The 13133-nt window shown below is 54.5% G+C and carries 10 protein-coding genes; all 10 read left to right on the forward strand.

What is annotated here, in order from left to right; genetic code table 11:
* Positions 1 to 39 precede the first annotated feature (39 nt).
* A complete protein-coding gene (locus RRY12_00005) occupies positions 40 to 456 on the forward strand; it encodes a hypothetical protein (protein MEG2183051.1) in 417 nt (138 codons plus the stop codon).
* Positions 457 to 752: 296 nt separating this feature from the next.
* Positions 753 to 2291, forward strand: coding sequence for a glutamine-hydrolyzing GMP synthase (gene guaA / locus RRY12_00010; protein MEG2183052.1), 1539 nt, complete (start codon positions 753 to 755; stop codon positions 2289 to 2291).
* 30 nt (positions 2292 to 2321) lie between these two features.
* Positions 2322 to 3440 carry an AI-2E family transporter gene (locus RRY12_00015; protein ID MEG2183053.1) on the forward strand — a complete coding sequence of 373 codons (1119 nt, stop codon included), beginning with the start codon at positions 2322 to 2324 and terminating at the stop codon, positions 3438 to 3440.
* A complete protein-coding gene (locus tag RRY12_00020) occupies positions 3437 to 4075 on the forward strand; it encodes a molybdopterin-guanine dinucleotide biosynthesis protein MobB (GenBank protein MEG2183054.1) in 639 nt (212 codons plus the stop codon). The genes RRY12_00015 and RRY12_00020 overlap by 4 nt, the downstream gene beginning before the upstream one ends.
* Positions 4076 to 4394: 319 nt before the next feature.
* The gene (locus RRY12_00025; GenBank protein ID MEG2183055.1) at positions 4395 to 6134 is read left to right on the forward strand and encodes a GGDEF domain-containing protein; all 1740 of its coding nucleotides are present in this window, start codon (positions 4395 to 4397) and stop codon (positions 6132 to 6134) included.
* Positions 6134 to 7417, forward strand: a complete 1284-nt coding sequence (locus RRY12_00030; GenBank protein ID MEG2183056.1) for a cytosine permease — start codon at positions 6134 to 6136, stop codon at positions 7415 to 7417. The genes RRY12_00025 and RRY12_00030 overlap by 1 nt, the downstream gene beginning before the upstream one ends.
* 161 nt (positions 7418 to 7578) lie before the next feature.
* Complete coding sequence (locus RRY12_00035) at positions 7579 to 9537, forward strand: sodium-translocating pyrophosphatase (protein MEG2183057.1); 1959 nt, start codon at positions 7579 to 7581, stop codon at positions 9535 to 9537.
* A gap of 91 nt (positions 9538 to 9628) precedes the next feature.
* A complete protein-coding gene (gene dnaG / locus RRY12_00040; GenBank protein MEG2183058.1) occupies positions 9629 to 11377 on the forward strand; it encodes a DNA primase in 1749 nt (582 codons plus the stop codon).
* Positions 11374 to 12729 (forward strand): RNA polymerase sigma factor RpoD, encoded by a 1356-nt coding sequence (gene rpoD, locus RRY12_00045; GenBank protein ID MEG2183059.1) that lies wholly within the window; start codon positions 11374 to 11376, stop codon positions 12727 to 12729. The genes dnaG and rpoD overlap by 4 nt, the downstream gene beginning before the upstream one ends.
* Positions 12730 to 12860: 131 nt before the next feature.
* Entirely contained in the window at positions 12861 to 13133 is a 273-nt protein-coding gene (locus RRY12_00050; protein MEG2183060.1) for a S4 domain-containing protein, read from the forward strand.

The raw sequence follows: 13133 nt of genomic DNA on the forward strand, positions 1-13133 counted from the left end.
TGGTAAAGAATGCGAAAGATATGGCTAGGATTGATGTTAATGGGCTTAACGATAATAACATTGCTGACCGCTGGAATGGCCTCTTGGGGCGCTACAGGGAAGATAGAACTGCGGCCGAAGGGGTATCAGCTCCAGAATGAGGCCTATGTTGTGCCTGTTGCCGATGGGCGCGATACGGTGGAGATGATAGAAACACAAAATGCCGAACTAGGAGCCCTCAGAAGGCATATAACTGTGCAGGACGGGATAGTTGATGCCATTAGCTCGGATATTGTGGCTCTGGAGGCCTCTGTGGCGGCTGAACGTGAAGCATGGGAGTCAGGTGTTGAGAAGCTGCAGAAGGCAAACAAGAGGCTGCGCTCTCCGTGGTCGCTAGGGATATTTGGCGGGTATGACGCTGTTGGCAGGGAATTTTGTATAGGTGCGGGGATTACGTATTCGTTCCTTAGGTTTTGAAAATGTTACTATAAAAATAGCTATAAATGGAATTCAATCTTATTTTAGTTAGTAATAGCATAGGTCTATTGTTGGAGTTCGATTCTCCGCGTCTCCACCAGACTTTATATCGAGCGCAGGCTCGTTGACATATTCCCCTCGTAAGAGGGGAATTTTTATTGCAGGCCTCAAAGTGTGCGCCGCACGCCAAATCTCTGTAAAATATACCTCAGCTCTCTAGCATTCCAATTAGTTTTATGTCATACTTAAATACGCACTTTATTGAAAGTCGGAGGTGACGGGGCGGCGCCCCTGTTATGAAGAAAGAGAATAAAATATTGATAATCGACTGCGGATCGCAGTATACGCAGCTTATTGCCCGCCGAGTGCGCGAGCTTGGCGTTTATAGTGAGATACTTTTTTGGGACTCGCCCGCTGAAAAGCTCATGGAGGCGGCTCCGTCTGGGATAATAATTTCCGGCGGCCCGCGCAGCGTGCTTGACGCCGACGCTCCGTGCGTGCCGATGGAACTGTTTGAGACGGGCGTTCCTGTGCTTGGCATCTGCTACGGTATGCAGCTGCTCGCCCATCAGTTTGGAGGCGCGGTCGAACGCGGCGAGTCCGCGGAATACGGGCGCGCCGAGGTGCTTGTCGACAAGGGTGCGCTCTTTGGCCGCATAAAAGACGAGAAGGCGCTTCAGGTGTGGATGAGCCACTGGGACGAAGTGAAATCGCTTCCTGCCGGCTTTAAGGTGACGGCGCGCAGTGAAAGCGGAGCTATGGCCGGTTTTGAATCTCCCGATGGCAAGGTCTTTGCCTTGCAGTTTCATCCAGAGGTCGCGCACACGCCGAAGGGACAGGATATACTTGCCGCGTTTGTATTTGATATATGCGGATGTGTGGCCGACTGGACGCTTGGCAGCGAATGGATAGAGCGCGAAATAGAAAAGATACGTTCAAAGGTCGGAAATGGGACTGTCATCTGCGGGCTCTCCGGCGGCGTCGATTCAACCGTGTCGGCCGTCATTACGCAGAGGGCGGTAGGACCTCAGCTTCACTGCATTTTCGTTGATCACGGGATGCTGCGCAAGGACGAGGGAAAACAGGTGATGGAGACCTACCGTTCGCTCAATCTTAATGTACATTATGTTGACGCCGCGGATAAATTTCTTACGGCCCTTGACGGCGTCACGGAACCGGAACGCAAGCGCAAGATAATCGGAGAACTCTTTATCAGGGTCTTTGAAGAGGAGGCGCGCCGTCTTGGCGGCTCCGACTGGCTGCTGCAGGGTACCATCTATCCGGACGTCGTTGAAAGCGGACACGGCGGCGGCGGCGTCATAAAGAGCCATCACAACGTGGGCGGACTTCCCGACGATATGAAGATGGGGCTGCTTGAACCGCTGCGCGACCTTTTTAAGGACGAGGTGCGCCGCGTTGGGCGTACGCTCGGCATCGCGCCGCATTTTCTCGGACGCCATCCCTTCCCCGGCCCCGGACTTGCAGTCCGCTGCCTCGGCGAGCTGAAAAAAGAACGCCTTGACGTCCTTCGTGAGGCGGACGCCATCTTTATTGAAGAGATACGCAAAGCTGGCCTCTACGACGATATATGGCAGGCCTTCTGCGCGCTGCTTCCCGTGCGCAGCGTAGGCGTCGTGGGCGACGTGCGCACCTACGGCGAAACGATAGCGCTGCGCGCCGTATCGTCGCTTGACGCGATGACCGCGGAATGGTCGCGGATGCCTTATGAACTGCTCGACACCGTTTCGCGCAGGATCTGCAACGAGGTGCCGCAGGTCAACAGAGTGGTGCTCGACGTTACGTCAAAACCGCCGGCAACTATTGAATGGGAATGACGGCGTCGTCGGAAAGCGACGGTGTTTTGATTGACTAAAGCGAGGTATATAGCGGCCGCCCAGAAAATACGTTCAAGCGTCGTGCCGTTCGTCGTGCTCTTTGCATTTTTTATGGCGATATCGTGGTATCTGATAAAGCCGCTTGCGATACCGCTGCTTTGGTCGATGTTGTTTTCCTATTTCGCCTATCCGCTCTTTAAATTTCTGCACGAGAGGCTTTTTTCCGGCAGATATAAAAATATCGCGGCGGCCATAAGCACCGGAGTTATTCTGGTCTTTATCGCGCTGCCGCTTCTTTTGCTTAGCATATTTGTTACAAAAGAGGCCGTCCGCATCAGCCGTCAGTTGGTGGAAAGCGGCATCCTTACCGGCTCATACCGCGAGATATTGGTGAATATCAAGGGGCTGCCTATTTTCGGCGGCTTTGTCAATGAGCTTGACCTCATTACGGAACTGCCAGTCGTCGATTCGCTCATACGCGACAGCGCGCGCATAGTCACCTCTTTTCTTACCATTGTCTCAAGCCAAGTGCTGGAGAGCCTCTTGAAGCTTCTCTTTATAATAATGATAGTGGCTATCACCTCCTTCTTTCTTGTCCGCGACGGAAAGAGCATGATAAATTACATCTCTGATCTGCTGCCGCTGCGAGATGAGGAGCGCGGCGCTTTCGTGCGCCGCACCGCCGTGATGCTTCGCGCCGTCGTCTGCGGCATCATTATGACGGCCGCCGTCCAGGGAACTTTGGGCGGCTTGGGCTGGTGGTATGTCGGGCTTTCGCACCCGGTATTCTTTGGTTTCTGCATGTTCATGACGGCGATGATACCGTTCGTAGGCACGCCTTCTATCTGGATACCGGGCGCAGGCGTGCTGTTTTTGCAGGGAATGTACATGGAGAGCTTCGTGCTCTTTATGTGGGGCCTTTGCGTCGTAAGTTCCATAGATAATTTTATAAAGCCCATCTTTATCTCTGAGGGCAGCAAAATACACATGCTCATTATTTTTATAGGTCTGTTTGGCGGCCTCTACGCCTGGGGGTTCCTCGGCGTCTTCGTAGGGCCGCTCATACTTTCGCTTGCGCTCTTCGTGCTTGACATCTATCACAGCATCGTTGCGGCGCGCTGCGACGACGGCGGGGAAGATGATGAATGATACGGATATTTTCTGTCTGCGGCTATAAAAACAGCGGCAAGACGACGCTCTGCCGCGCGCTTTTGAAAGAACTTGCGCTTATGGGAGTACGCGTGGGCTACATCAAACGGACCTCCGAAGAGATAATGGAGACGCGCGCTACGGACACAGCGTCCGTTCTGGCGATGGGGATAACCTCCGCGCTCTGGGGGCAGGACGGCCTTCGCGTCGAAGAGGGCGACGGTGTGGAACTCACGCCAGAGCACATAGTGGCGCGCTATTTTCCAGACGCAGAGATAGTCATTATTGAGGGCGGGAAGAGGCTTAATCTTCCGAAGATCTGGGTGGAAAATGAAGAGCCTAGAAATGGTGTAGACGGGGTGTTTATGGTCTACGACCGCGCCGCCGCGGGCGACGGGAAACTGCGTTTTGGCGCGGGCGACGAGCCGCTGATGGCTCAAAAACTTGCCGCCTCTGTTCGCGGGAAATTTTATCGCAGCTCAAAGATATATATCGGCGACCGCGCTCTGCCGATGAAAGATTTTATTGCGGATTTCGTGCGCGGAGCGGTGCTTGGTATGCTGGCCTCTTTGAAGGGCGGCAAAGACCCGAAGGCTCCGATTAGGATATATCTGGACGGCGATAAAAAAGAGTGACGTGTAAAAACCTAGCGGCGATCAATGATATCCGCAATAAAGAACGGCCCCGCGTAAAAGCGTGGCCGTTTGCGTTTTAGCCGCGCTGCAAAATAGCGCAGGAAAATGGTTGCGCAGTTGAGATTGATTGTGTTAAAGTAAGCATGTGTACTCTTGTAAGGTTGGCAGCTCTTTTGACGATAAGGATAAAAGAGATGGAAGGACTTGCTCTTGTATGAAAAAACGCTCCGCCGCCTTGTTGCTTGTTTTTTTGTTTTGCCTTTTAGCATCGCCGCTCTATGCGGCCCCCCCAAAAAACCTCTCCCTCTCCACGGAGGAGATGGAATATTTTCAACAAAAAAAGGTGCTGCGCGTTTCTATGCTGGAGGACTGGAGACCGTTTTCCTTTCGTGACGCGAAGGGCCGTTGGTATGGACTTCCGGCCGCCATCATAGAGCGTCTTGCGAAGGCCGCCTCTGTTTCGGTCGATTTCGTTCCGGCCCGCAGCTACGCCCAGTCTCTTGAACAGCTTCGCGCCGGCTCCGTTGACATGGCCGGGGTGCTGATGCTCTATCCTACTGAGTCAACACAGACCGCCGCACGCGGCATAGTGCCGGTATGTCACTATCTCACCTCGCAGACGATGCTGCTCATGCATAAAGACGCCGAGCGGGCGCCAAGCGCTGTAAACCGCTTGGCCGACGTGAGCGGACGCATCGGCTACACTCACAACAAAAAAAATCCTACCGTTTTTTACGAGACAATGGAAGAATGTCTGGACGCAGTGCGGAGCAGGCAGGCGGATATCGCGGCCTGTGATTTTTTCACAGGCTCCTATATGATGCGGCAGTACAAATCGCGCGAACTCATCTCCATACCCACCGTCGTAATGATGGAATTCTGGATGGGCGTGCTGCCGGGAACCGACGCAAGGCTTGCCTCTGCGCTTGTTAAAACGGTGGCGAGCTTCCCACGGAGAGATTTTAACAACGCGCTTGTCTTGGGGCAGATGCTTGCCGAAAAGGCCCCTCTAGATTTTATATATTCCTATCCTTTTGAGATACTGTGCTTTGGCGCGTCTGTCATGTTCGTCATAATCCTATGCCTTGCAACCTATACGAAAGTGCACGTGAGGCAGCATCAGCTCCTTCAGGGCTATGAGGAAAGCTACAGGCTGCTTGCCGACACCTTTGGCGAAGCGGGGATAGAATATGACTATCTCAACGACCGCCTCACGGTCTTTGGCAAAAAGTCGAACCTTGACATCGACGACGTTGTTGATGATTTCAAAGACAAGCTGAAAAACAACAATATCCGCCTTTCGCTGACGCCCGAACAGTTTGAGTCGCTTTTGCACGACGGCGCGGCCGGAAAATCTTTCAGCGCCGAATTTGAATGCGGCGTCAAATCCGGCGGCTGGATATGGTACAAACTCATCTATACCGTCATCTGCACGACGGAATCGCACAGCCGCCCGACGCGTCTTGTCGGCTGTCTTACGAACATTGACATAGAACACGCGGAGAGGGAGCGGCTGCTTGAGCTAAGTTCAAACGATCCGCTGACGAAGCTGTACAACAGACGCACAGGGGAAAAGCTCGTCAGCAATCGTCTGAAAGAGGCGGGCGACGCGCTCTCGGGGCTTTTCATAATGGTCGATATAGACTATTTTAAAAATTTCAACGACGAGCGAGGCCATCTATGCGGCGACGGCGTGCTGCGAGCCTTCGCCGACGCGGCGCGCGAATGTTTTTCCAGCGACTCAATCCTCTGCCGCTGGGGCGGAGACGAATTTTTCTTTTTCCTGCCAGAAGAGGAACGAAACGGCATAGAGCCGCTCGTCCGGCGCATAGACCTGCTTCGTGAAAAGCTGCGGTGCTATTGCTATCAAGGCGACGCCTGCCCCGCCTCCATCAGCGTGGGCGCGGTAAGGGCATATCCCGGATGCAGCTTTGAAACGCTCTTTGAAGAGGCGGACAAGGCGCTCTACCTTGCGAAAAAGAATGGCAGAAACAGGCTCTGTTTTGCGGACGGGACGGGCGCAGGACCGGACGCGGAAAACGGGGGCGGGCGCAGCTGATGTCGCGCGGGGAAAGCGAGCGCCAGCTCTTCGGCTCAGGCCTCTACGAATACGCTTTTATTCCTGTGCCGCAACAGCAGCGCAAAAATTCTACGGGGCTTTTTTATGTGCTGGCCGGATACACCAGCGCGCTTTCATGTCTTGTGCTTGGCGCGAAACTCGGCGCCGCGATGCCGTTCTGGCAGGCGGTGGGCGCCTGTTTTGTCGGAGACGTTATGCTCATCATGCTAGGGGCCGGCATGGGGATACTATCTGCGCGCAGCGGCTGGTCGACGGCCTTTCTTGCAAGAGAGGAGCTAGGGCAGGCCGCCTCCGTCATTTTTTCTCTGCTCATCATCACATGCAGCATCTTCTGGATAGGCTTTAACGGAAAATGTTTCTCTTCCATGCTGATCGCGGTATTCCCTGAGTGGCGCCTTCCCGAATCTGTGACGTCGCTCATCGTGATCGCCCTTTGGGCGGCCTCCGCCTCCGGCGGCTGGCGCACTCTGGAGATGGCGAGCCGCGTCGTCGTTCCGTGCTCACTAGTTCTGCTCTTCTACACGATGTTTCTGCTTGCAAAACAGATGGACGGCGCCGCGTTTTTGAACGCCGCGCCGGTCAACGCCCCAGTGACCTTTGCCGCGGCCTCCACAGCGGTCATCGGAAACTTTATCTTCGGGTGCATCATCACGCCTGATACCTGCCGTTTCGCCCGCTCCTCCAGATCTGTCGTCGCAGTCTGCTCAAGCGGCTACGCGCTAGGCCTTTTTTTGTTTAACGTCTGCGGCGTAGTGCTTGCGAAAGCGGGCGGTTTTGACGACGTCACGCGCTGCGCCTCCGCACTTTCGCTCCTCGTTCCGCTCTTGCTTTGCTCTATATTCTGTCTTGGGACGACGCAAAACATCAACATATACGGAGGCAGTCTCGCGCTGCAAAATATTTTTCGCGGGACGGCGCTTGAAGGCAACGTCTCTCACAGAGTCTCAGTCTATCTTATAGCGGGGTTTGCGTCGGCAATCGCCGTCTCAGGCGTCACCGCAAGCCTGCTTTCGATGGTCTCATATTTTTCCATCCTGATGGTGCCGCTGCCGGCCATGCTCTTTTGTGAGGCGCTGTTTTTCCGCGGCAGAAAAAAGACACCGGGCTTTCAGATGCGTGCGGCCGCCGTGTGGGGGACGGGAAGCTTCGTCGGCTATATTCTTCTGCACAGCGGCGTGGCGGCCGTTCCCTTCTGGGAACTGCTTTGGACCGGCCTCTTGTATATTTGGTCCGACCGTTTGAGGCTGCTGCAAAAAATCTAAGAAAACACTGTTTTATATGTTGAAATGCCGTATTTATTGTTTATATGCCCAAATCACGGCGCTTAATTAGGTTGCTTATTGTCGCTGTTGCGGATATAATAATTGACTGATTCGACGGATCGTCGATAAATAAAAACACCTTCAAGGGGGTCGCTTCAACAATGAATATTTTAGCCATTGTAGGAGGAATAGGAGTAATTGCACTGCTCTACGCCGTATACGCGTCGAACAAGATCAATAGTTTTACGATTGAGAACGAACGCGTTCGCGAGCTGTCGCATATCATTCAAAGCGGAGCAATGGCATTTCTCTACAGAGAGTACAAGGCTCTCGTTCCTTTCGTCATTATCGTAGCCGCGCTGCTGGCCTGGAAAATCAGCGTTCCCAGCGCAATCTGTTTCGTAGTTGGTGCTCTTTGCAGCGCCTTTACCGGATATGTCGGCATGAAGGTCGCCACAAAATCCAACGGTAAGACCGCGTCAGCCGCTATGCACGGCATGAACCAGGCGCTTACGGTCGCCTTCACGGGCGGCAGCGTCATGGGTATGACCGTCGTAGGCGTCGGCCTTATCGGCGTAGTCGCAATGTTCTTCCTCTTCCACAACGCTGAAGTCATCACCTCGTTCGGCTTCGGCGCAAGCTCCATCGCGCTCTTCGCGCGCGTCGGCGGCGGCATCTACACCAAGGCTGCCGACGTAGGCGCAGACCTCGTAGGCAAGGTTGAGGCCGGCATTCCCGAAGACGACCCGCGCAACCCCGCCGTCATCGCTGACAACGTAGGCGACAACGTAGGCGACATCGCTGGCATGGGTGCGGACCTTTTTGAGTCATACGTCAACTCCATCATCGCCGCAATGGCGATCGGCGTGGTAGCCTTTGAAGTGGCCGGAGTCGTTTACCCGCTCCTGCTCGCCGCGATAGGCATCATCGCCTCTATACTCGGCACATTCTTCGTCCGCGTCAAAGAGGGCGGCGACCCTGCGAAAGCGCTTCGCTACGGCCTCGGTTCAACAGGTATCTTCATGATAATAGGAACATTCTTCCTCACAAGATGGATATTCGCAGACCTCACCCTCTTCTATGCGGTCGTCTCCGGCGTCGTCTCCGGCATCCTTATCGGAGCCGCGACTGAATACTACACATCCGGCGACTATCCCAGCGTAAAAGAAATAGCCGCAGCCTCAGAAACCGGAGCCGCGACAAACATCCTGGCCGGACTCAGCGTCGGCATGAAATCAACTGCTATCCCCGTAATACTGGTCTGCTGCGCCATCATTGCCGGCGTCTACTTCGGCGGCCTTTATGGAATAGCCTGCGCGGCCGTTGGCATGCTTGCCATCACAGGCATGGCGCTTTCAGTTGACGCATACGGCCCCATCGCGGACAACGCGGGCGGCATCGCCGAGATGGCGGACCTTCCTGAGGAAGTCCGCGTCATCACAGACAGACTTGACGCCGTAGGCAACACGACGGCGGCAGTCGGCAAAGGCCTCGCCATTGGATCCGCGGCGCTCACAGCCCTTGCGCTCTTCGTCGCGTACGCCTCCGCTACGCGTCTTCAGGTCATCGACCTCAGAGACCCGTACGTAATGGTCGGCCTCTTCCTCGGCGGTCTGCTTCCCTTCGTCTTCAGCGCGCTTTCAATACAGGCTGTCAGCCGCGCCGCTGAAAAGATGATAGAAGAAGTTCGCCGTCAGTTCCGTGAGATCCCCGGAATCATGGAGGGTACAGGCAAGCCTGAGTACGAACGCTGCGTAGACATCTCCACGGCGGCGGCTCTCCATGAAATGATCCTTCCCGGACTTATGGCGGTCATCGCCCCCGTCCTCGTCGGATTCCTGCTCGGCCCCGCAGCTCTTGGCGGACTTCTCGGCGGTTCCATAGTCACGGGCGTCATGATGGCTATATTCATGTCAAACGCCGGCGGCGCTTGGGACAACGCGAAGAAATACATTGAGTCCGGCAACTTCGGCGGCAAAGGCACACCGGCGCACGGCGCAGCCGTCGTAGGCGACACCGTAGGCGACCCGTTCAAGGATACAGCCGGCCCCAGCCTCAACATCCTCATCAAGCTGATGTCGGTCGTTGCGACAGTTCTTGCTCCGCTCTTTGCGCTATAACGCAATAAAAACAGAAAAAATGTGATAATAGTTTAGAGGGAGAGACAGATACGATCTCCCTCTAAATTTCTTTATCGAAACGGGGAGAGCCATGGCCGCTGACGAAATACATGAAATAAAATCCAGGCTTGACATCGTTGAGATCGTCGCTGAATATGTAAAATTGAAAAAAAATGGGCAGACCTTCTGGGGCTGCTGTCCGTTTCATAATGAAAAGACGCCCTCGTTCAGCGTATCGCCTCAGAGGCAGTCCTTTCACTGTTTCGGCTGCGGAAAGGGCGGAGATATTTTCACCTTCATAATGGAGATGGAACATCTCGAATTTAAAGAGGCGCTTGAAAAGCTCGCAGAACGCGCCGGAGTTACGATCACAAGACGCGCGGAAAGGCCGAAGACGGCGGCGCTGGACATAGGCGCGGCGGCGCTCGAATATTTCCAAACGTCGCTTACGGGCGCGGGCGGAGAGGCCGCAAGAAGTTATCTTGAGCGCAGAAAGCTCACGCCGGAGGAGTGCGCCAGATTTGAAATAGGCTGGTCGCCTACCTCGTGGGATGGGCTGGTGCGCGCGCTGCAAAGAAAAGGCTTCACCGGGCCGCAGCTTGCGGAAAGCGGGCTTGCCTCGCCTGGACGCGACGGAGGATATTTCGACCGTTTCCGCGGTAGGGTCATCTTTCCCATCCGCGCCATAACGGGAAGGCTCGTCGGTTTCGGCGGCAGGATACTTGACGGTGAAGGCGCAAAATATTTGAACAGCCCGGAAAGCAGGCTCTTTAACAAAAGGCACAACCTCTACCTGCTTGATAAGGCAAAGACTGCTATGAATGCTAAAGGGTGCGCGATACTTGTCGAAGGATACATGGACGCGATACGCGCGCATCTTTTTGGATATACAAACGCGGCGGCCTCATTGGGGACCGCCCTTACAAATGAACAGGCGTCATTGATAAAACGGATGACCGGACTCTGTTATGTGTGCTATGATTCAGATTCCGCCGGACAGGAGGCGGCGCTTAAGGCAATGTACATTCTCCACGCCGAGGGCGTCACGGCCAAAAGAGTTCTCTGGCAGGGCGGAAAAGACCCTGATGAAATACTCCTGCTTCCAAACGGCGTCGAGCTCTTTGAAAACGCAATAAAAAACGCGCTTCCGCTTCCGCTCTTTCACGCGCAGCTGCGGCGCGAGGCGTTAAAAGATCCTCTTAGAGCGCCTGAGGCAAGACGTGACCTCTTCGACGGCCTCTCCACGCTATCCGTCTTTGACGTAATGCCGTACATGGACGAGCTTAGCGCGGCGCTTTCGGTCTTCCCGCACGAAATGCAGCGAATGATCGAGGAACAGAGAAAGTCCGGCGGGGGAGAGCGCGTCCTGGAACGCCCGCGCTATTTCACGAACGACGAGGAACCAAACGCGCAGTCTGAGCCGGTGCAGTTCGGAGACGACCTTGAATATATGCTGTGCAGCCTGCTCTGGGGAAGGGGCGAGCTCCGCTCCGAATATGACGCGGAAGAGATAATGCGCTATATAAAGGACCCCGGCGTGCAGAATATAGTTTTCGCGCTTTTGGGAGGCGAAGAGCCCTCCGATATGGAGCGGCGATGGCAGCAGATGGGGGACCGGACGGGGCTTCAGATAATCGCAAGAGGCGACGGCCTGCTCTCAAAAGAGGGCATCATAGATGAAACCGCCTCGAAATTGATAGAAACGATGCGTCAGAATTTTTTAAAGAGAAAAATCTCCTCTTACGTAAAAAAGATAAAGGTCGGAGCCATCTCCGAAGAGGAATACAGCGATTATCTAAAATACAACAGATTATTAAAAGGAGGGAACATTAAGGCATGAAAAAAACAAAGGTAAAAAAAGAAGAAGCAATGCCGAAAGAGAAGTCCCCTGTCAATGAGAAGATGCCGGAGATGTTAGAAAACGACCCTGCGGTGGAAGAGCAGGAAAACGATGTTGAGGTCATTGAAGACGCGGATATCGAAAAAATAAATCTTGAAGACGAACCGGTGATCGACGAACCGGACCTGCTTGACGCGATAGCTCCCATCGACGACCCTGAGCCCATTCCGCAGGCCGTAGCCGGAGACGATCCTGAAAGCGCCGACTACAGCGCCTACATAGACAACGTCCGCGACCTCCTTCACGAAGGCAGGGAAAAAGGCTTCGTCACCTACGAAGATATAGAAAAGAGGATGCCGAAAGACTTCCTTACTGCAGACATACTCGACAACCTCTACATGAACCTCATGGAGCTGGGAGTCGACGTGCTCGACGAACCGAAGACCAAAGTAGAGCCCGGAGACGGAGAGACGGCGCTTCCCACTTCCGCGAACACGGAGGATATGGGCGACCTCGAAGACCTTCCGCTCTCCGACCCTGTGCGTATGTACCTGAGAGAGATAGGCAAAATACCGCTGCTCACCTCGGAGGACGAAGTCTCCCTTGCGAAGGGGGTAGAGGCGGGCGACGTTGCAAGCAAAGACGCGCTCGTTGAGGCAAACCTCCGCCTCGTCGTAAGCATCGCAAAAAAATATATCGGACGCGGAATGCTCTTTCTCGACCTCATTCAGGAGGGCAACCTGGGACTTATCCGCGCGGTCGAGAAGTTCGACTATCACAAAGGATATAAATTCAGCACATACGCCACGTGGTGGATACGCCAGGCGATAACGAGAGCAATAGCTGACCAGGCGAGGACCATCCGCATCCCGGTCCACATGGTAGAGACTATCAACAAACTGATACGCGTATCGCGCCAGTTGGTCCAGAGGCTGGGACGCGAACCAACAGCAGAAGAAATTGCGGCCGGCATGGAGATACCGTCCGACAGAGTGGAAGAGATCCAGCGCATTGCGCAGGAGCCGGTCTCGCTTGAAACCCCTATCGGCGAGGAAGAGGACAGCCAGCTCGGCGACTTCCTCGAAGACAAAGACCTGCCAAGCCCGGAAGAGGCGGCGGCAAGCCAAATACTGCGCGAACAGCTCGACGAAATGCTCGACGACCTCACCGACCGCGAACGCGAAGTGCTTCGCCTGCGCTTCGGCCTTGAGGACGGACACGCCCACACGCTTGAAGAGGTGGGACGCCGTTTCGGAGTAACGCGCGAACGCATCAGGCAGATAGAGGCCAAGGCGCTGCGCAAACTGAGGCACCCAAGCCGCAGCAAGAAACTTAAAGACTTCCTCGAATAAAACATAATGACAAAAGGCATCCGTGCGTCAGCCGGATGCCTTTTTAAGAAGCTTCATAAATATTGCGCTTAGTAAGATAAAGCATTATACTTCTTCAAAAGCGCACTTTTAAGCGTTGGGGACGGATTTACATGAGAATAGATAAATATTTAAAATTATCACGGCTGATAAAGCGCAGGACTGTAGCTCAGGAAATGGCCGAAGTGGGAGCCGTCCGCATCTGCGGCCGCCAGTGCAAGCCGGCCTCTGAAGTGAAGCGTGGCGACGTCGTTGAGATAGCTTATCCGCGCCGCATCCTCACCATCAAAGTCGAAACGGCGGAGGAGCAGGAGCTGAAACATGGAGTTCCCGCCTACAGCGTCGTTGAGGAGAAAGAGGCGGACAAGAGTGAAAGGCCCTGGTAG

Source organism: Cloacibacillus sp. (assembly GCA_036655895.1).
Classification (GTDB): domain Bacteria; phylum Synergistota; class Synergistia; order Synergistales; family Synergistaceae; genus JAVVPF01.

Bases quoted from the DNA above. Each gene is read 5' to 3' on its own strand.
- RRY12_00005 (MEG2183051.1), top strand. From the start codon at position 40: ATGGGCTTAACGATAATAACATTGCTGACCGCTGGAATGGCCTCTTGG.
- guaA (MEG2183052.1), top strand. From the start codon at position 753: ATGAAGAAAGAGAATAAAATATTGATAATCGACTGCGGATCGCAGTAT.
- RRY12_00020 (MEG2183054.1), top strand. From the start codon at position 3,437: ATGATACGGATATTTTCTGTCTGCGGCTATAAAAACAGCGGCAAGACG.
- RRY12_00025 (MEG2183055.1), top strand. From the start codon at position 4,395: ATGGAATATTTTCAACAAAAAAAGGTGCTGCGCGTTTCTATGCTGGAG.
- RRY12_00030 (MEG2183056.1), top strand. From the start codon at position 6,134: ATGTCGCGCGGGGAAAGCGAGCGCCAGCTCTTCGGCTCAGGCCTCTAC.
- RRY12_00035 (MEG2183057.1), top strand. From the start codon at position 7,579: ATGAATATTTTAGCCATTGTAGGAGGAATAGGAGTAATTGCACTGCTC.
- dnaG (MEG2183058.1), top strand. From the start codon at position 9,629: ATGGCCGCTGACGAAATACATGAAATAAAATCCAGGCTTGACATCGTT.
- rpoD (MEG2183059.1), top strand. From the start codon at position 11,374: ATGAAAAAAACAAAGGTAAAAAAAGAAGAAGCAATGCCGAAAGAGAAG.
- RRY12_00050 (MEG2183060.1), top strand. From the start codon at position 12,861: ATGAGAATAGATAAATATTTAAAATTATCACGGCTGATAAAGCGCAGG.